The sequence below is a fragment of the Peribacillus sp. NPDC097284 genome (assembly GCF_044761765.1).
GTDB lineage: Bacteria > Bacillota > Bacilli > Bacillales > DSM-1321 > Peribacillus.
Genome location: NZ_JBIWCZ010000022.1, coordinates 1 through 21,080, shown reverse-complemented (window position 1 = coordinate 21,080; position 21,080 = coordinate 1). Strand labels below are relative to the sequence as shown.

17 protein-coding genes are annotated in these 21,080 nt (G+C 39.0%); 15 read left to right on the top strand and 2 right to left on the bottom strand.

Annotated features, from left to right (window positions below; all coding sequences use genetic code 11):
• Positions 1-181: 181 nt before the first annotated feature.
• Positions 182-556 (top strand): DUF948 domain-containing protein, encoded by a 375-nt coding sequence (locus ACIQXU_RS20390; RefSeq protein ID WP_402992039.1) that lies wholly within the window; start codon positions 182-184, stop codon positions 554-556.
• A gap of 105 nt (positions 557-661) precedes the next feature.
• Complete coding sequence (locus ACIQXU_RS20385) at positions 662-1,027, top strand: DUF948 domain-containing protein (RefSeq protein WP_402872821.1); 366 nt, start codon at positions 662-664, stop codon at positions 1,025-1,027.
• A gap of 207 nt (positions 1,028-1,234) precedes the next feature.
• On the opposite strand, the gene ACIQXU_RS20380 is transcribed toward ACIQXU_RS20385, so the two are convergent.
• On the bottom strand, positions 1,235-1,426 hold the full coding sequence (locus ACIQXU_RS20380; RefSeq protein ID WP_402872824.1) for a DUF3934 family protein: 192 nt from the start codon (positions 1,424-1,426) through the stop codon (positions 1,235-1,237).
• A 220-nt stretch (positions 1,427-1,646) separates the two neighbouring features.
• A complete protein-coding gene (locus ACIQXU_RS20375) occupies positions 1,647-2,975 on the bottom strand; it encodes a polysaccharide biosynthesis protein (RefSeq protein ID WP_402992037.1) in 1,329 nt (442 codons plus the stop codon).
• Between the two features lie 214 nt (positions 2,976-3,189).
• On the opposite strand from ACIQXU_RS20375, the gene ACIQXU_RS20370 reads away from it, so the two are divergent.
• From ACIQXU_RS20370 to ACIQXU_RS20310, 13 genes are all read left to right on the top strand, one after another.
• Positions 3,190-3,456: a hypothetical protein gene (locus ACIQXU_RS20370; protein ID WP_402992035.1), complete on the top strand. Its 267-nt coding sequence runs from the start codon at positions 3,190-3,192 to the stop codon at positions 3,454-3,456.
• 231 nt (positions 3,457-3,687) lie between these two features.
• Positions 3,688-5,745: a helix-turn-helix domain-containing protein gene (locus tag ACIQXU_RS20365; protein WP_402992033.1), complete on the top strand. Its 2,058-nt coding sequence runs from the start codon at positions 3,688-3,690 to the stop codon at positions 5,743-5,745.
• 166 nt (positions 5,746-5,911) lie between these two features.
• Entirely contained in the window at positions 5,912-6,706 is a 795-nt protein-coding gene (locus ACIQXU_RS20360) for a CPBP family intramembrane glutamic endopeptidase (protein ID WP_402992031.1), read from the top strand.
• Positions 6,707-7,059: 353 nt separating this feature from the next.
• The gene (locus ACIQXU_RS20355; protein WP_402992029.1) at positions 7,060-9,252 is read left to right on the top strand and encodes an acetate--CoA ligase family protein; all 2,193 of its coding nucleotides are present in this window, start codon (positions 7,060-7,062) and stop codon (positions 9,250-9,252) included.
• 6 nt (positions 9,253-9,258) lie between these two features.
• Positions 9,259-9,717, top strand: a complete 459-nt coding sequence (locus ACIQXU_RS20350) for a MaoC family dehydratase N-terminal domain-containing protein (protein WP_402959522.1) — start codon at positions 9,259-9,261, stop codon at positions 9,715-9,717.
• A 71-nt stretch (positions 9,718-9,788) separates the two neighbouring features.
• On the top strand, positions 9,789-10,205 hold the full coding sequence (locus ACIQXU_RS20345) for a MaoC/PaaZ C-terminal domain-containing protein (protein WP_402872843.1): 417 nt from the start codon (positions 9,789-9,791) through the stop codon (positions 10,203-10,205).
• Positions 10,206-10,240: 35 nt separating this feature from the next.
• Complete coding sequence (locus ACIQXU_RS20340; RefSeq protein WP_402970346.1) at positions 10,241-11,404, top strand: thiolase C-terminal domain-containing protein; 1,164 nt, start codon at positions 10,241-10,243, stop codon at positions 11,402-11,404.
• Between the two features lie 11 nt (positions 11,405-11,415).
• Positions 11,416-11,832 (top strand): Zn-ribbon domain-containing OB-fold protein, encoded by a 417-nt coding sequence (locus tag ACIQXU_RS20335; protein ID WP_402992027.1) that lies wholly within the window; start codon positions 11,416-11,418, stop codon positions 11,830-11,832.
• Between the two features lie 40 nt (positions 11,833-11,872).
• Positions 11,873-13,069, top strand: a complete 1,197-nt coding sequence (locus ACIQXU_RS20330; protein ID WP_402992025.1) for an acyl-CoA dehydrogenase family protein — start codon at positions 11,873-11,875, stop codon at positions 13,067-13,069.
• Positions 13,070-13,090: 21 nt separating this feature from the next.
• Positions 13,091-14,257, top strand: a complete 1,167-nt coding sequence (locus ACIQXU_RS20325; RefSeq protein ID WP_402872855.1) for an acyl-CoA dehydrogenase family protein — start codon at positions 13,091-13,093, stop codon at positions 14,255-14,257.
• Positions 14,258-14,291: 34 nt separating this feature from the next.
• Positions 14,292-15,767: an aldehyde dehydrogenase family protein gene (locus tag ACIQXU_RS20320; protein WP_402992023.1), complete on the top strand. Its 1,476-nt coding sequence runs from the start codon at positions 14,292-14,294 to the stop codon at positions 15,765-15,767.
• 43 nt (positions 15,768-15,810) lie between these two features.
• A complete protein-coding gene (locus tag ACIQXU_RS20315) occupies positions 15,811-17,088 on the top strand; it encodes an MFS transporter (protein WP_402992021.1) in 1,278 nt (425 codons plus the stop codon).
• Between the two features lie 1,091 nt (positions 17,089-18,179).
• Positions 18,180-20,462: a M6 family metalloprotease domain-containing protein gene (locus tag ACIQXU_RS20310; protein WP_402992019.1), complete on the top strand. Its 2,283-nt coding sequence runs from the start codon at positions 18,180-18,182 to the stop codon at positions 20,460-20,462.
• The last annotated feature ends 618 nt before the right edge of the window (positions 20,463-21,080 follow it).

Genomic DNA, 21,080 nt, shown 5'->3' with positions numbered 1-21,080 from the left:
TATTGTCTACGTCTATTTCCTTAATAACAATTTTCAAAACATGAATAGCCAAACAGATAAAGTACAGACGTAGTCGAACATAGCAAAAAATCCAGATTGAGAAGAACAGGGCAAGCAAAGTCTTTTAACGGAATGAATAGGGAAGCTAGTGCATAAATTTAAAGAAAAGGAGGTTGCTTGCATGTATATTAAATTAAGCGTGGCTAGTGTTTCCGGAGCTGTCGTCTATTTGATTTATAATTTAAACAAGACGCTTCGAAAAGGAATGGGTACGCTTGAGGAAACCAATAAAACCCTAGAAGAGGTAAGAAAGGCAGTTCATGGGTTAACAGATGAATCCAAACAATTAATCCATACCGCGAACCAAATTACAGTTGATGTAAAAGGGAAAATGAGTAATGTAAATCCGTTATTGGAATCGGCCCAAGATGTTGGCGAAATGATTCATAACGTCACCAGTACCATCAAAGAAGGAAGCAGGACCGATTCAGAAATTCCTTCAAATCCAACTGCTCCTAATAACCAGCCAGAGGGAGTACACATCAAAATCAAATAAAAGATTTCATATTAGGACCATGCACCCCGAGAATTACTAACATATACATCTAAACTACGGCAATATGCATGTAATGAATTTTTTGAGTTTAAGGGGGATCCTTTCATGGTTATGGAATATAGCGTCGCAGCAATCGCATTGGCTTTCATTTGGTTGGTTGTTTTCTTGATTGGTACATTACAAAAAGTGATGGTGACGTTAGGGGAGGCAAATAAAACATTGATTGATGTGAGAGGAGCGATACAGGACCTTTCATCCGAATCAAAACAACTTATTCATACAGCGAACGATATCACTGTGGATGTGAAAGGGAAGATCAAAACAGTGGAACCATTATTCGACTCGGCCCAAGACGTCGGGGAAGCCATTCATTCAGTGACGGATACGGTTAAAAAAGCTACAAATACCTATAATACAAAGCTTTCACCCAAAAAAAGCAATCCTACTAAACCCAAAAGTAATATTAGATAGCACAAAATCTTCTTCTTATTCTTTCTACATACATCTCATTTACCTCATAGAACAAAAAAGACACTTCCAAATTGGGTAGTGTCTTTCCTTTATTAATCTCATTATTTAATTGTCCAATCTTCTTCTATGGATTTAATTGAATGAATAACCCGTATTAGAATCTGAGACAAGAAAGTTTATTTGTAGCCACTCGATTAAGTGGATTAATTATTTCTCGCTTTTACTACTCGAATCGTTACCATTGGCTTTGGAATCATTGCCATGTTTGACGCCCTTACTTACGTACGGCTTGGCACTCTTTTTCTTATTGGCTCCCGTTTTCCAACGATTCCAACCCTTCTTGCCCGTACCTGTTCCTGTTCCCTTACCTGTTCCACTCTTAGCTTTAGCCTTGCTCATGAAATCACTCCATTAATAGTCTATGCTTAGTTTAAACCACATTGCTTGATTAATACCCAAGTATGTTGAAATATACATCAAATAGCGACATAAGTACAGGAAAAGGGACAAATATTTTTCAAAATCCTTATAGATCAGTTTCTGGAAATAGGTTACGTGTACAAGCATTAAGCAAGATGGTTGGGATTTTGAATGACCAAATTGTCCAAACAATCCATTATTAATAAACGTTTTGTTTGGATTTCGTCAACCAGAGGCTTATCCCGATTTTTTTACAGATGGTTAAGTAATGCATTAATGTAATTAAAACAGCACCTGTATTCATACCCAAGATAACGCCTTCCATATTAAGGACAGCTTGAGATCCAAGAATATACATTAGGGTAAAGGAAACAATATGAGCCCACACGGTATGGATGAATGCATCTTTGACGAGACCTAATCCAATGAGGTAGGCTTGCATCGGTATGATGAAAAAGTGGAAAAGGAAATAAGGACAAAGCATTTTCAAATAAAGAGAAGCCGTTGTGGAAGAAAAGAAGAGTGCTGTCAGAGGTTCCGCAAATAAATAGATAATGAGTACGGCTGGGACTCCATACATAACCGTAAACCACATTGATTTTTGTAACAGGACTCTAAGCTTTTCTTTATCCTGATTTTTGTGAGCTTCCGATACAGTCGGAATAAGCATGATCATTAGAGAATGAGCAATAAATGCCGGAAAGAAACCTATAGTCATCGCGACACCCGTTAACATCCCAAAGTGCTCGGTTGCAAGAACGGCACCAAACCCTGCTGAAAGAAGCGCAGCATGAATAAGAAAGGGTTGAATGGCATTAGTGATTGCATGAAAGATTCTAAGTCCCATAGTTGGGAGGGATACCTCCAAAAGCTTTTGTCGGGCATGTTTACCTGTGGTCCTTAAATTCGTACCACGGCCCATGATCCGAACTTGAAGGATCAGTATGCTGATCAAGTATAAGAATACAAGAAATTCACTTCCTACCAATACGAAAAAGGCCATTAGCAAAGACTTTTCCTGGTTAAATTGAAACAAGTTAAAGATGACGAGCAACAGGCCGAACTGAAAAATCTTCTTTAAAAAGTTTGAGATTGCAATTTTGCTCATTTGTTGTACACCCATAAAATAACCTCTTGCAATCGAGGAAAATGCGACGATAGGTATCAAACCGATCAGCATCCATTTTATATATGGGTGAAACCCGTCCATTATTGAAGAAAATGAAAGGATAAAAGGAAGGATGATACACATGATCAGCACGACCACAGTTGCCAATTTGAAGGCATGAAGCAGTAAATTATAATGTAATGCAGGTTTGTTTTCAGCGACAAACTTGGCAATCGAAACATGCAATTCAAAACTGGCAATTACATATATCAGAAAGAATACAGGCAAAATGGACATGTAAAGCCCCATGCCTTCCTCTTGTAGTTCCCTGGCGAGAATCATGTTTACAAAAAACTCGATACATTCACCAAAAAACGCTGCGACTATCAAGATGAGCGTTCCTTTATAAAAAGATTGCATGCTGTCACACTCCTCAAAAGGTGTTTGTATAAATATATGAGACAGGCACCGGAATATTCATATTGAAGGATGACATGACATGGCATGCTATCCATACAGTTCAAAATGACAGCATGTAGCCATGGTGATGATAAAGTGTGTAAAAGTAACTATGTTATGTCCTTTGTAATCTAACTAATATTTTGCTATCCTGTATTCAGAGGAGATGTTAAAAATGAAATTTTCAGCGATTGACCATTCGAACCTAGACGAATTATGTATTGCATTTGAAAGCTGTTTGACCCAAAATCATATTTCATTCAAATATGTTGACATGACTGAAGAAAATGGAATTATCTCGTTCATATTCTGTAACAATCCCGAGTATGCCCGATCTGTTGAATTGGACGGAAAACAGTTTATCGGTTTAGAAACGGATTACATAGCAAATGAAATATTGGTGCCTATTTTACCTAGATTAAAAGAATTCTCACAAGAATGAACTCCTCTAAATTGAGGAGTTTTTATTTTGATCCGTTTTCTTATATAAGCAATCAGGCAAGAAAATTTTAATTACTCTAGTTCAAAAGAAGGGTAAAGTTAATGCTTATTGAATATATGTAATAGGATGGCTATTACCTGCTCTTTCATTAACTCCATGTTATACATCTCATTTTTTTTATATCTTAATAGTAAATCTTGAGCGGTTACGTATTTCAATGGGGAGGTATTCATGCAAAAAAATATAGATGGTAAGCAAAACGAAACAAAAAGACCAAATAGCCAGTCGAGTGGTAACATGCCAACTCTTCCCTGGTCAAACAAAATAAATAACTTTTTGGTGCTTTGCATCTATGAATCAAACAACCAATATAATGATTTTCATAAAATGTATCACATTCATAAGGCTAAAGGCCGGACAGGTTTTCAAACATTTAAAGAAGGTTTTAGTACATCTTTTGTTATTTGGGAAGAGGCATACAAAAAAAATGAAGAGTTGTTTTTTAAACTAAGGATTACAGCACGAAATGAAACCGTTTCACAAATAGCACAGAATGTTGTGTTTTACCTTATAAGCAGATATGAAAAGATGTCTTCAAAAAGCGAGGCTGTTTTTAATGATAAACAATTAATTGAAGATTCCATTTATCAAATGGAAAACAAATTAAAAACAGATACCTTTTTGGCTAAGGAGACTGTTTGGGTCAATTTTTATAGTTGGTTTAGGAATCAGATAAAAGATTGGATTATTGAGGAAATTGTCGATTTGTTAGGCAATAATCATTTGGCAAGACTGGATAATGATGAACTGAATAAATTATTCTATCAACAACTTACGAATAAATTCGCTAAGGACGCCGATTTTGTATTGAAATTAATTGATATCGTAAATGGCTATGTACAAGAATGGGTTAAATTAATCATCATTCATTTCAATCTGGAATCTTGTTCTGTAAAAAAAATAGAAGAGCTTCTTTGTATTAAGAAAGATGGTTTTCGAACACCCGATTTATTATTAACAAATATCAGGGATTTTTCTTCAAGCTTTACTATCCAAGACCATTTACTGGTAATGAATAGTGCTCCGTACCAATCTGTCAGAGACGCCATTTATAAAAAGAACTTTCAAAAAATCGGAAATGCTCCATGGCCATCAACACCTATTCTACGTGGAAACACAGAAGGATTTATACAAATTATCCCTATATTCAACCACTCTCTAAATGTGGAACAGAGTATAGCCGACGAAGCATGGAACAGAGTACAATCATTGTCGGATGCGGATGTGGATGTATTCGATGCCCTTTGCAGCCTGTTTTTATCCAAGGCGAGAAACAATGAAGAAATTATAGAAATTCACCTGAGTGATTTACTATCCATAAGAGGCTTAAAACCTAAACTTGGTGGAGATGGGCGAAGAGGGGGATATGAAGCGAAACAACGAGAACAAGTTTTGAAATCGCTTACAAATATTCAAAGCATATGGATTAATATCCAAAAAGCGATCGTCTACGAAAAAGGTAAACCAGTTCATACAAGGTTGCAAGGACGGACATTTATTTTTATCGACCGTAAGGGGGAAGAATACTCCATTTCGGAGGAAACATGTAAGAAAAAGATTACCTTTACAATTGATCGGGTTTTCGCGAAGTTCTTGAATGGATCTGGCAGGCAGGTTGCACTTCTTTCAATTAAAGCCCTGCAATATAACCCTTATAAACAACTGTGGGAGAAACGACTTACTAGATATTTAAGCTGGCGTTGGAGGACACAAGCAAGAAAAGGAACCTTTTTACAGCCAAATAAAACAAGTACGCTCTTGGAATCTATTGGGGAAGAGTTGAATATTCGAACTCCATCGCGTACAAGAGAACGTTTTGAAAAGGCTTTGGATAAGTTACTTGATGATGGAGTAATTGCATCATGGCATTATGAAAAGTGGGACGAGTCTATTGCGGATTTTAAAGGATGGGCGAATATTTGGTTGAATTCCATGATTTTAATAGAACCTCCGGAGATTATTATGGAACAATATCGTTCAATTGAGAAAAAAAAGACTATTGATGATTCGGAACAAAAACATTCTAACCAAAAGAATGTACAAATTGGTAAGCAAATAAGAAACACTAGAAAAATGCTCAATCTTACACTATATCAATTGGCAGAAGAACTAGAAATTTCTGCTCCTTACGTTAGTAATATTGAGAGGGGAATTAAAGTCCCATCAAAAAAAATTCGCATGAAAATGCTTAAATGGTTGGAAAAACATGAAACGGTTCATCATACATAGTGGTTATAACGCCGAATTCCGCTCATTAAATTCCATTGAGCCAAAGAGTCCAATTCCTACACTACACTCTAATAAAAGGGAAGGAATTGGACTATAGCCCCCGAAGTAAGCAGGAGGGATTTGGCCCTAATGCAACTACTGTTTTCGGAGGGGTGAATGTTTCATATTGTCATATGTATTTAAACATATCGCTTCATTATTTATATTTGTATCCCTTATCATATCGTTACAACTAAACAATTATTTACTTATTGGTATATGGCTAATTACGTCTATTTTTATTTTTATAACCTTCGATAAATCCATGAAATCGTTTATTATCACAAGTATTCTATTTGGAGTTGGATTTTCCGCTTATTTATATGCAATTACTCATTGGACGGTACAGTTTGAAACAAAGGAATTACGCATACTTTTCAGTAGAGTATCATTAATTCTAATTTTGGTCCCCTTATTCATTTTATCTTTCTTTTCCAAGTCTCCATTTATAGCATATTTGAAAAAACCACAATGGAATGAACTGATTTACTTTCCATTTATATGGTCCGGTTTTCACCGAACGAGTGTTAAGTTTTTTCTATTCATAGCATTAATCGTTAATACTATTGTCTTTACACCTTTCATTATTCAAAATGGTTGGTTCGCCATCAAAGAAATGTGGCTACTCACCATCATATTTTCAATAACAAATGCTGTATTAGAGGAACTTATTTGGAGAGGTAATCTGCTGAATCGGTTCTCAGAACTATTAGGTGAAAAATGGGCGGTCGTACTAACAAGTTTGGGTTTTGGATTGCAACATTATTCACTTGGAATTCCATGGGTTACTTGCATTGCCTTTTCAATTGGAGGAATGTTTTATGGAGGGATTACTATCAAAGGCAGAAGTGTGATTCCTTCGATTCTTTGGCACTTTATTTTTAATATTCTTATGGTTTTAAGTGGTTTCCTATTGAACTAAGAAAAGGTACGAATTCAAGTATCACCAAGGAACAGTAGAAAAAATTTAATAGAGTTTATATAGGAAATCCTTAAACGGGGTTTCCTTTTTTATTTCAAACTAAAAAGTTAAGCGTTTATCTTGTTCAGATGTCGGGGCTATCCCCACCCATAGTCGGGGTTATATAGAACGTAATTTTTTTAGTGTCTCCTTGTATCCCTTGCTGCATCAAGGTTAAATGAAAGGTTTTACATGAATTAACCTCCTAATGTTTATATGAATTTAGCGATAGTTAATTTTCTTATCTTTTTTTCTCTACATGTAAGATGAAAACAGAGAAATGATTTATACATTACGAGGTTGGGGGAGAATGTATGACAAATGAAAATCAAATAGATCTTTCAAATCAATCGCTTGATCCTTTATTTAATCCTAGGTCTGTAGCCATACTAGGTGCATCTGCGAATAAATATAAGATTGGTAATCTACAAGTGAAGACACTTTTGGATGGGGAATTTATCGGAGAGATTTATCCAATCAATCGCAAAGCGAAGGAGATTGAAGGATTAAAATGTTACCCTTCCTTATTGGATGTACCAAACGATATTGACTTGGCCATATTTTGTTTAAATGCCGAACAAGTACAGCAAGGGTTAGAAGAATGTGCAAAAAAGAATGTTAAAGCGGCCATCATTTTTTCTGCGGGCTTTTCTGAAACTGGACAGGAAGGCATTGAAAAGCAGAAGGTGCTCACAGAGATTGCCAAAAAGAATGGTATTCGAATAGTCGGTCCCAACTGCGTTGGGTTAGTTAATTTGTCTAATGGATTAATCGGGACGTTTTCACCTGCGATATTATCAGTTCCGTTGGATGGCCAACAAGGTGTGGGGTATGTCTCGCAAAGTGGGGCATTTGGTGTATTAACATACATGGCTGCTGCACAGAATGAACTAAGTTTTAACTACTTTGTGAGTGTCGGAAATGAAATGGAAACCGAGTTTGCAGATATCGTAGAATATATGATCCATGATCCAGAAATAAGCGTAATAAGTGGTTACTTGGAAGGATCTAAAAATCCAGAAAAGCTAAGAATTTTGGCTAAAGACGCACTGGACAAAAATAAACCAATCATTGTCATGAAAACAGGCAGAAGTATAGCAGGAAGTAGAGCTGCTGCTTCTCACACTGGTTCACTCGCTGGTTCGGATCATGTTTATGATGCATTCTTTACGCAATCCGGTATTGTCAGAGCTGATGATTATGAAGATATCATCTCTTTTTCAAAGTTATTTCTTTCCAATAAGTTGCCTAAAGGAAGAAATACAGTAATCATCACAAGTTCTGGAGGAAGAGGCATTAATGAAGCAGACCGTTGTGAAGCAAATGGTCTTACCATCATTCCTCTAAGTGAAAAAACAAAGGAAAAAATCATGCTTAATATTCCTACTTATGCAAGCGCTTCCAACCCAGTTGATTTAACAGCTGCTGCCTCTGTATCCAATCCAGAATTATTTATCGCTCCATTAAGGGCTCTTATTGAAGATCCTGAAGTAGATAATATTATTTTCACTGAGTTTCCTAATTATTGGGATGCTGATCATCCTTTGTTAAAAGAGTTTATAGGTCTTTGTAAAGCTTCCGACAAATTCATATTCATTACCTCTTTCCCATTGGTAGGCATGTCCATTCCTCAAGGCACAGCAGAGCTTGTTAAAAATGGAATTCCTGTTGTACCGGGTAATTTAAATCCAATCAGAGGATTTGCTAAATTAGTCGAATACAGTGAATATTATCGAAAAAATAAGGAGTTACATGCATTTGAACAACTTGAAATTCCTAAGTTGATAGAGAAGCAAGATATAGAAAAACTATTGCCTGCTGGCAAGACACTGAGTGAATCAGAAGCAAGCGCTATATTGGATCATTATCAAATTCCAACTACAAAGAGATCTTTAGCTACAACAGCTGAAGAAGCATCAAACTTTGCAACAAAAATGGGGTACCCAGTCGTTTTAAAAGTGGATTCCCCCGATATTCCACATAAAACAGAAGCAGATGCCATTCGATTGAATGTGAAAGACGAACAAGAAGTCGTAAAAGCTTTCACTGAAATAACCCGTAATGCACTGAAGTATAAACCAGACGCTATAATCAATGGAATTTCCGTACAGGAAATGCTCCCCGAAGGTGTGGAAGTAATTATAGGGGCTAATAATGATCCGGTTTTTGGACCTGTTATCATGTTTGGTCTGGGAGGGATATTTGTAGAGGTCTTCAAAGATGTGTCACTTAGGGTTGCGCCAATTTCGAGAAAAGATGCTCATGAAATGATTGAAGAGATCAAGGGAAAAGCCATCCTTAAAGGAACGCGGGGAAAAGATCCGGTTCATATCGAATCTATTATTGATGTGTTACTAAAGGTTTCAGCCTTGGTCACTGATTATAAAGATTCCATCAAAGAGCTGGATATAAATCCTCTAATTGTTTATCGAGATGGAATTAAAGCAGCGGATGCGATGCTTGTTATCGGTAACGAATCTGAAGTGAAAACAACGATTAGGGGGTAGCAAACTATGGAGTTGGATTATTTAAAGGGTTTAACTGGAAATCAATTTGTATTTGAAGTCGAAAAAAGGCATATACGGCAATTTGCAGAAGCAATCGGTGATTTTAATCTTTTATATATCGATGAAGAGTATGCTGCAAAAACAATATATGGAGGCATTATTGCTCCTCCCACTTTCCCTATAGCAATAGGGCAAGATAGTGGAGAAAACTTGGATCTAAAGCTCGATCAAAGAAGAATGCTGCATGGTGAGCAGGAATTCATCTATGAACGCCCAATTCGTCCGGGGGATACACTATATTGCCAGATGAAGGTCTCTGATGTGTATGAACGTGAAGGAAAAAAAGGGCCTATGCAGTTCGTGGTTCTCGATACGGAAATCAGAGATGAAACGGGTAAATTGGTTGTGATAAGCCGTACGAATATTATCTATAGGCCCTTAAAAGCTAAATCATCTACAGTTTAAGTAGGGAATAATTGCTTATAAATAGTCGATTGGAGCAAAAGGAAGACTTCCAATGAGAGGAGTAAAGGGAAATGTTGAATTATGAAGGCTTACAAGAAGGACAAAGACTCAAGTCACTTACCAAGCCAAGTGTAACAAAAGTTCAATTAGTCAAATATGCAGGTGCTTCAGGGGACTTCAATCCGCTCCATACAGATGATGACTTTGCCAAAAAAGTAGGAATGCAAGGGGTGATTGCTCACGGAATGCTGGTCATGGGCTTTCTAGGGGAATATGTAATGAAATTGGCTGGGGATACCGCTATGCCAACGAACTTTAAAATGAGATTCGGTGCTATCACTGTACCCGGAGACCAAATTACCTGTTCAGCATTTGTGAAAAATGTGTATGAGAAAGAGGGAAAACGCTTTGTCAAACTGGATCTTATTGCAGAAAAAGAACCAGAGCATGTTGTAGGATCAGGGCAAGTCGTCTTGCAATTTCAATAGGGGGTTGCTTTAGAAATCAAAAGGGAGGCTTTTTTATGGGAAGTATAAAAGATCGCTACGCCATTGTCGGAGTTGGGGAGAGTGAACGATCCAAGAATTCTGGAACAACGCCCCTTCATTTGGCATTGGATGCAGCACGGGCAGCATTGAATGATGCTGGTCTTCAAGCGAAAGATATTGATGGTTTCATGAGTTATTCCGAACATGATTCTTGCACTTCACATCAGTTAGCCACGTATTTAGGCGTTCGTCCGAAATATGTAAACGATATTATGGGTGGAGGAAGCAGCACGGAGATGTTAATTGCTGATGCTGTTGGTCTAATTGAAACAGGGCAATTAAATACGGTATTAATCTACCGCTCTATGAATGGGAGATCTGGCGTCCGAATGGGCGGGGGAGGTTGGGATGTGAATCTGCTCCAATCGGCCATTGAAGGTGGGAGCTTTATCATTCCTTACGGAGCGGGTAGCCCATCACAGTGGTTCGGACTTTTTGCGACTCGCCATATGCATGAAACCGGGTTGACCCAGGAGCATCTTGGACATGTCTGCACGAGCTTTTATGAGCATGCCCAAAGAAATCCAAAAGCATATTTTTACGGGAAACCGTTAACGATGGAAGAATATAAAAATACACCATATTTAAGTTATCCATTCAATAAGCACGATTTCTGCATGGAGTCAGATGAAGCAAATGCAATCATCGTCACTTCAGCAGAGCGAGCTAAAAATGGTAAATCTAAACCAGTCTACATCATGGGCTTATCTGCAAGGCAATGTGTGTCACATGCCCATTATTGGAACAATTTAGATGAAGTCGCTTCTGACTATGTTGCACCTGAAGTATATAAAATGGCAGGGGTTAAACCCGAAGATATTCAGGTTGCGTCCATTTATGACTGTTATAGCTGGGTGGTGCTACGTCAATTAGAGGCTTATGGATTCGCGCCACGAGGCGAAGTAGGGGATTTTGTAGCCGAAGGAAACTTACGGATGGGTGGGAAATTACCATCGAATACTGCTGGAGGAATGTTATCAGAAGGCTATACACATGGGATGAATAACGTATTGGAAATTGTTCGACAAGTCCGACATGAATATAAAGGGACAGATCGCCAGGTGGAAAATTGTGAAATAGGTATATGTACTGGCTGGGCTGGTCCTGATATCGCAGGAGCTATGATTCTTAGAAACTAGGAGGGAAAAAGATGGAATATCAAAAACCAATTCCGGTAAAAACCCAAGATAATACCCCATATTGGGATGGGGCAGATCGTCATGAACTGATTCTACAAAAGTGTAATAGCTGTCAGGAATATTCGCATCCTCCTGGACCAAGTTGTGCAAAATGCGGAAGTACGGAACTAAGTTGGGAAAGTCAAGGTAGTGACATAAACGGGAAAGTTTATTCGTATATCATTTCCTATCGTCCATTTCTGCCAGGATTCCAAGATGATTTACCACTCATCATTGCAATTGTCGAATTAGATAAATTGCCTGATGTCAAATTAATCGGGAATATTCTGCAGTGTTCTACCGATGATGTTCATATCGGAATGCAGGTCAAGATGACTTGGGAGAAAATGACGGAAGAACATTCTTTGCCACAATGGATTCAAGTATAGATCATTCAATTTAGACTGGTAAAAAAGGGGGAAAGAAACAATGGACTTTTCGTTTTCAGCAAAGGAAGAAGAATTCCGACATGAATTAAGAATGTGGCTTGAACAAAATTTACCTGAAGGTTGGTTAGATGGATCTAGCCAGGTTTCTAAGGATGAAGGTGAATATGCCGCTTTTTTAAGAGATTGGCAAAGGAAGTTATACGAAGGGGGCTGGGCGGGAATTGCTTGGCCGAAAAAGTATGGTGGCCGGGAAGCTACGTTGATGGAGGAAATTGTTTATCATCAGGAAATGGTTCGTGTTAAAGCACCTCCTTTGGTGAATTATGTTGGACTACATATGGTTGCACCAACACTTATGCAAATAGGTACGGAAGAACAAAAAACAAAGTATATTCAAAAAATCCTCACAGGTGAAGAAGTGTGGTGCCAAGGGTATTCCGAGCCTAACGCTGGATCAGATTTATCCGCCATCCAAACGAGTGCAGTAAAAGATGGAGACCGTTGGATCATTAATGGTCAAAAGGTATGGACAAGTTTTGGGCATCTAGCGGATCGCTGCTTTTTACTTGCTAGAACAAATCGTTTTGATAAGAAACATAAAGGGATTACGGTGTTCCTCTTGGACATGAAACAGCCAGGAGTGGAAACCCGACCTATCATTCAAATGGATGGGCAACATGATTTTAATGAAGTGTATTTAAATGACGCGATTGCATATGATGCTGAAATTGTTGGAGAAGTGGATGAAGGATGGAAGGTTTCAATTGCTCTCCTTATGCATGAGAGAACGGGTATAGGAGCACAGGTTTTCACATTGGAACAGCAATTCAATGACCTCGTATCATTGACAAAAGAATGGAAAGAGGATGACAAGCCGTTAATGGCCGATCCACTTGTTAGAAAAACGATGATAGATTTATATACTCGTTCCCGTGGTTCTCTTTTAAATTATTATCGGAATTTAACGAAAACAATAAAAAATGGTTATCCAGGAGCCGAGGGTTCCATGGATAAATTATTAGTAAGTGAACTCACAAAGGACTTACTTTCTGAATCAATATCCCTGCAAGGTCATCAGGGAGTTCTATGGAAAGAAGATGCCATTTCAGGTCAGTCATATTGGCAAGATAATTATCTCTATTCATTCGGCCAGACAATTGGTGGAGGGACGAGTGAAATACAAAAGAATACAATTGCTGAAAGAATTCTAGGCTTACCGAAGGATATGGGACGCTAAGTCTAAATAGGGTGATGAAAAATGGATTTTTCTTTAAATCAAGAACAAGAGATGTTTCGGGGGTATGTCCGAAAGTATTTAGATGATGCAGGTCAAACAAAGGCAGCTCGTGATTTTATCAAGGGTGATACAGAATCATTACTAGCCCTGCAAAGAGGAATGGCCGAATTAGGCTGTACTAGTATTAATATATCAGAAGAATATGAAGGAATGGGATTAGGACCTTTGGATTTAATACCTGTTCTTGAAGAATCCGGTCGTTCATTAGTACCAGGACTTTATTTAGAAACGAGTGCATTAGCTGTCCCCTTATTAGAAAAGTTCGGTACGGAAGAACAAAAAGAAAACTATCTACCCAATATAGCGAATGGGACTCAATCATTTTCTCTTGCATGGTTAGAGAGGGGCGGAAGTTATGGTCCTTCTGGAATTAATCTATCTGGAAAAGTAGAAAATGACCAAGTGATATTAAATGGGGTAAAATCGCTTGTTCCAGATGCCGAGTTAGCCGATCATTTTATCGTAACGGTCCGCACAGATATAGGAAAAGGTACAGAAGGGATTTCGTTAGTTATTGTCAATCGTACCGATCCCAATCTGACTATTCAAAACCAAAAAAACATGGATGAGACGCGCAGCTTAGGAAAGCTTACATTTAGTAACGTTAAAATTCCAAGAAATCAAATCCTCGGAACTCTTCACAAAGGCTGGGATGTTCTCCAAGAGGGTTTACTTTCCTTCAATGCTTCACTTTCAGCTGTAATAGTGGGAGCTATGGAGAAAGTAGTGGAGATGGCTACCGAGTACGCAAAAATTCGTGAACAGTTTGGCCAACCCATTGGAAGATTCCAGGCGATCAAACACAGAATAGTAGATATGAAGACAGACTTGGAAACGGCAAGATCTTTGGCATATTATGCGAATTGGGCATTGGAAAGTCATGCATCCGATCGTGTTCAGGCCATTGCTTGCGCAAGAATCTTTGCTACGGATGCCTTTACCCGTATCTCCGCTGATAATATTCAAATTCATGGAGGAATTGGTTTTACAGAAGAAATGGATTGCCAGCTATTTGTAAAGCGGGCCCGATTCTATGAGAATTATTTAGGCCGAACAGATCAGTTTTATAAACAAGCCGCAACAGCATTAGGATGGTATGACGAAAGTGCGGTAATCATGCCTGTTTGAAATATATACTCATTTTGAAAGGCGGAGTTGAACTTTGAAAATAGCAAATGAAATTAGGGATTTTCAAAATATGATCAACGGGAATTTAATTCAATCTTCTTCCGGAAGACAAATAGAAAGTATCAATCCATCTACGGGAAAGGTTTGGGCCACTATTCCTAACAGTACAGTCGAAGATGCCAAATCGGCAGTAAGGACAGCGAGGAGTGCTTTTGAGGGCTGGTCTACCCTACCAGCTATGGAGCGGGCAAACTATTTGAGGAAAATTGGTGATCTGATTGTCCAACATGGCGAAGAACTATCGGAGTTAGAGACTAGAGATAATGGGTGGGTCATTAGGGAAACGAGTTACGGACTCATTCCGAGTTTAGCAAGTTACTGGTACGATGCAGCAGGAGCGACAGCTGTAGGAAGTAAGGGAGATACCGTACAGTTGGGCTCATCGAGTGTTGGATATACATTACGGGAACCTTATGGGGTAGTTGTAGGAATACTTCCATGGAACTCACCTCTTTTTACTTTTACCGTTAAAGCAGCTTATGCCCTTGCTGCGGGGAATACCGTCATAATCAAACCATCTGAACTGGCCTCTGTCGCGTCATTAAGGTACGGTGAATTAATTAATGAGGTTCTTCCGCCTGGTACTCTGAATGTTGTTTCAGGGGATGGAGTGGAAGTAGGAAATACATTGGTCAGTCATCCTAACGTGAATAGAGTCAGCCTAACTGGATCTGGGGCAACGGCCAGGGCAATTGCCCAATCAACGGCTAAAAATCCAAAGCCCATGACGTTTGAACTTGGTGGGAAATCAGCAAACATCGTCTTTGAAGATGCTGATCTTGAAAAAGCTGCACAAGGGGTTACACTCAATGGGATTTTCACTGGGAATGCAGGCCAAATATGTGTAGGTGGATCCAGGATCCTTATTCAAAGATCGATTATTGAAAAGATGGTTACCAAAATGAAAGAAGTGATCACCGAGTATATCCAACTAGGAGATCCGATGCATCCTGAAAGCGCAATGGGGCCAATTGCTAATGCCACACAATATGAAAAAGTGTGCTCGTATATAGAATTAGGTAAAAAAGAAGGTAGAGAAATTATCATCGGCGGTCGCCATGGAGGAAAGGACCTATTGCCAAATCAGCCACATTTAGCGGAAGGTTACTGGGTTGAGCCTACATTAATCAGGGTGGATAGTAACTCCCTTCGAATTTGCCAGGAGGAAATATTCGGTCCGGTGGCGACCGTCATCCCTTTTGATACGGAAGATGAAGCGATTGCTATGGCTAATGATACTGAATTTGGTTTAGGAGCAGGCGTTTGGACGACGAACTTGAACCGGGCACACCGAATGATTCGGAAATTAGAGTCCGGAAATGTCTGGGTCAACACATACCGGACAGTAGGTCCTGAGTTGCCTTTCGGTGGACAAAAAAGTAGTGGATACGGTGTGGATTCTATTATGGAATTCACCCGTGAGAAAACTTGTTATATTGATATCGGTTAATCTTCGAAGGTAAATTGAAGTAGTTGGAGAAAGGCGGTTATGTATGGAGCAAGGAACTAAAGGCGTATTCTATGGTTGGTATGTTGTATTATGTGGGTTCTTTATAATGTTTGCCGCTTACTCTATAATAAATTCTTTACACAGCCTATTTATGGTTTCTGTTACTGAAGATTTAGGAATAAGCAGAACCACTTTTTCAATTGCTCTTTCCATAGCTGGTCTTGGCGTGGCAGTAGCTTCTCCATTTATGGGAAAGCTACTGGCTAAGGGAAATATGAGATTGATCATGTCCATTTGTGTAGTGGTGGCGGGCTTGGGATTCATGTCATACTCATTAGCCAATTCGGCTCTATACTTTTGTATTGTTGGGTTTATGATAGGTATCTGTGTCGCGGGTTTTTCGAATATACCCATTTCCATTATGGTAACGAACTGGTTTTATGAGAAAAAGGGAAAGGCCATGGGTTTTGCCTTTGCTGGATCAGGAATAGGCGCTGCTGTGCTTAGTCCTGTACTAACTACCATCATCACAAACTACGGATGGAGAACGGCTTATGTTATAGCGGGAATACTTCTCATTGTCTTAACATTGCCGTTTGTTTTACTATTTGCCAAGAAAAGTCCTTCCGAAAAAGGACTAGCCCCACTTGGTGCTGATAAAATGGAGGCAACTGAGAATATAGAGACAGCGAAGAGCGGCTTAATGATGGGCGAAGCCAAGAAGACAGTAATGTTTTGGATTTTTGTACTAGGAATCGTTTGTTTTGCATTGGTAGCAGGGGGTGTACAGATGCATATTCCCGCTTATTTAATAGATATTGGTCATCCCGCCATCTTTGCCGGTACGATTTTTGGCCTGCTTTCCCTCGCAAACACAGTGGGGAAATTGATTTTAGGTACTGTATTGGATAAGTTCGGTACCGCTGGAGGAGCTATCTATGTAGGGATATGTATGACTATTGCTATGTTATCCCTCCTGTTGGCAAAAGGCCCTGCTTTCGCGTACTTATTTGCGATTGCTTTTGGATTCAGTGTCGTTATCTCGACATTAGGACCTCCATTCATGACAAACGATATTTTTGGTAACAAGGATTTCGGAGCAATTTTTGGAGTCGTACAAGTCTTCTTTGTTGCAGCAGGTTCCTTAGGTGTCATTGTTTCCGGCTTAATCTATGATCTCACTGAAAGCTACCGTGTTGCATGGATTTTCTTTCTTGGTTTATTTATCTTCAGTATGATTTGCGTGCTAGTTGCTAACAGCATGAAAGGGAAAACAAAAGATAAATTTACAATGGAGTCAAATAAAGAAATCATATCATAAGGGGTAGTTTTGAGCTTTTTCATCACTATAAAACTGAATAATCAGTAAAATTAGGCTGAGGGGTGATTTAGCCCAAATTGAACAAAAAGTGAGGAGGTAGAAACGTTTAACAACATTTCCACCTCCTCACTTTTCCATTATTTTACTCGAAAAGGACTTAGACGGCCCCATTCGGTTTTATCATGTGCTTCATGCTTTTTTTAAAATCTTCCATCCCATAAGGCCACTCTATAAACGTTATAGGGATTTTCGTTGTTTATACATATATAGTTACTCTAAGAGAGTTTACCATTTTTATGCATCAACAAAATGGGGTTGAGAGTTGAGGGAAATAATGAACAGGCAATAAAGTAATAAAATATAAATGATTAAGAAACACTCAAACTCACTTGGAAATCTTAAGGCTCCTCAAAGAAAATCACAATGATAAATATCTGTTCCTCATTTATGTAAAAAGTTAAGCACCAATCTATCTATCTGGACTTCCTTCTAAATAATTCGATTTTCCCCCTATATCTTGGTTGTGACTAAAAGTGCGATACACATGCCAACATGCATTACCTAAGCAAGTTTTTATTATTACATTCATTTGAAATATAACAGGTAATAAACAGTAAGCTTACACCTAGGCTTATTAAGGAAAGAGATCTTCATAAAAAAACACTTCTATAATACATGGATAGTTAACTATCATTTTTAACCCATTTTTATTAAACGCTTTTTGGTAAAAGTATTTTAATAGTTTTAATATTCTGTTAATTGTGAGATACTTATAATTAACACTACCCCATTCAGAGAATCTATGAATATTTTTTTAGAACTCATAAATTTTTCCACAACACAAAACTTCCATTACAAGATTCTTCTCTTTTAACTTTCCAAATTAGTATTATGGCTTCTTTTGCATGTGATTGTCCGATTAATGATTATGGTTTCTGACTTTGATGGGGTAGATAACCAAGTATGTCCTTAAGTTGTGAATAGGAGGCGATTAATGGGCTAATAACACGAACGACATGAGTTCATCATCAGGTAATCTTTGAAAAGATAAGCCTACATATAAAGTAGGCCATTTTAGGAGGAGAATTTATTTGAAACTTAGAAATAAGATTACAGTAATAACGACCACAATATTGCTTGCAATGTCTTCAACAGCCGCTTTTGCTGTGGAGCCAGGGCTGGATAAAATGCCAGACCCAGTGGACCCACAGTCATGGGTGAATCCGGAGGATATGATGTGGAATGATTATAATCCAATTCCGGGTATTGACTGGAATAACACCGATATTAAACCGGAAACAGAACTTAAAGGGGCCTTGATTTTGGTCGACTTTCCGGATCAGGATTTTATCTTGACAAAACCTAAGGGCTCAGAACTTGTCGGTAACCCACAAGTGGCTGCTGTTCCTCGTGAAGAACTAGGGGAGTGGTGGAAAAATTTCTTGAATGTTCCTAGCAAACTCAACAACTACCAGACAATAGATAGCTTTTGGAAAGAAAACTCTAATGGAAAATGGGGCGTAACCCTTGAATCATTTGGTCCATACCGTTTGGATAAAAATGAATTTCAATATGGGCTAGAAAGCAGTCATAACTCTAATACACTCCCAAGTAACTATACAAGCGGAAACCTTTTTCAGGATGGCATAAATGCCGCTGCCGCCGATATAGCCGCTTTGGGAGAAGAATATGACTTTGCATTCATCGTTCATGCCGGCTATGATGAGTCAACTGTATGGCAGGAACTCGGCGAAATGATGTTCCTGAATCCAGAATCGGTGCCTGATGCATTTGGTCCACCGGATTTACCTGGATTTGAAAACATGCCAAACTGGGCAAAAACTCGTTATGTACCATGGACTTCTTATTATGCAGCTAAAACGATATGGTCGGCTGCATCTAGTGCAACGATTAATGGGAAAAGGATTCGTGTTTCTACTCAAGGTGAAAGTGATGGAATGGGCACATTTGCTCACGAATTTGGTCATATCCGGGGCCTTGGCGACAACTATAATAATGCAGCTCTTGACCCTAGAACCTATTCGGGTTATTGGGAAACAATGAGCCGTGGATCATTTAATGGTCCCGGTGGAACACATACTCGCTGGATGATTCCTTCTACTCTTGGTGCGTCTTTACCAGCAGCGCATATGCTTCGTAATAAGATGAAGCAGGGATTTATTGAAGAAGATGAAGTCTTGCAGATAAACCGTGATGAATTAAAAGAATCTGGACCAGTATTTGCAGATATTATCGCGCGTCAAGCACCAATTGGCAGTGAATTTGGCCGGACCGGACTCTACGGTATCAACATCAGCATGAAAGATTTAACACCTACAGATTACCTTGCCGGTGACTGGCGTAATGATATTCTAAACAATAGATTGTACGATAACTATACCCTTGAAGTTGTAGACCGATTTGGCACGGATTCCTTTGCAGCAGACTCCGGTGTATTGATAGCCAAGACAAAAAATGCGGAGACTGCTCCGAATATTTGGGTAGTTGATTCACATCCTGAGGATATCAATCTGAAAGATTTTACAAGACCTGACGGCACAACAGCAATGGTTGGCAAAGGGGACCCCCGTCAAACTCTTGATGCTTTATTTAAAGCTGGGAGTGGGGCAAGTTTAGTTGCAGGAAAGTTCGATGGTTCAATTGATAAAGATACTATTGTCAGTGAGTATAACGATCCATACAACAAACTTCATTTCTATATTTTAGGGAATCATAAAGACAATGATGGCGTAGTTCGTTATCAAGTTGCCATCCGTAACACAGATGGTGCAGGTGCCTATAAACGCGGGGTAAATGTAAGCGCTGGAACTATAAAGCCTGCCGTCCAGGACAAAGTGGCAGTATATAATTTTAAAGTCACTAACACCGGCGAGGCAAAGGATCTTATTCGTGTCAACGCCTATGCAGGTAATGATTGGACAGTTCAACTTGATAAAAACGTAGTGGCTGTGGAGCCTGGAGCAACCGTCAATGTACCGGTATACGTGAAAATTCCGAAGGGCAAGACTGCCCCGGCCACCCTTGCCTTTACGGCTACTTCAGAGACAGATCCTAATCAAAGTATTACCGATACGAATCTTTTGGCAAGCAATATTAGCGCAACCGGTCTAAGTTCTATTATTGATAGCTTTGCCAAAGAGGGAGCCTTTAAAGCAGGTGCAGCGCAAGCTTTGAAACTTCATTTGGCGGGCGTTGACCAATTTGAAAAATCAGGATCTGCGGATAAGGTTGTCAAACAAATGATTGGTTTTAAAGTGCTGTTGGATCATCAAAAAAATACGAATGTGATCTCCGCGAAAGCGTATAACAGTTTGAAAGCGAATGCCGATGCAATGATTGAGGTCTGGCAGTAGGTTAGATTACATGTCAGGATATGCCTTCTGTGCCGGGGGCGGCCCGGCATAGGGGGTAACAAACTCAAAAACTTTTAAAACGTGAAGGTGGCAAATTATTGAAGAGAAAAGCCGGTTAGTGTACAAACCCATGTTAAAAAAGGGGAGGTCGTTACTTATAAAACAAGTGACGGAATCCTGATTACCCATCGGATTGTTAAGGGGCGGGGACGCAATACATAACAAAGGGCGATCACAACAATGCACCGGATTCCCCAATATATGGTGGGTATCTATACAGGGGTTACAATTCCCTATATCGGTTATATCGGTCACTTTGTCAATTCACGTGAGACTAGCGCTTTACTCCTTACCGGGGGTGTTGTTATTCTGCAATGCAGGTTTTACCATTTGGCAGACCCTAAGGGGAATTGGAAGTAAAGAAGAAAGCGAAGGAACAATATCATTTAGCCTATTTATCCAGTTCGAATCGGTTATAAAACTACAACTTAATAGCCGTTCAAAAATAACATCCCTGAAAAAGGGGGAAAAAGCTTAAGGAGGAGTAAATATGGAATTGAAAAAGAAGTTAGGTATGGGAATTATGGCGGGAATAATGGGGGTATCTTTAATTGGGGG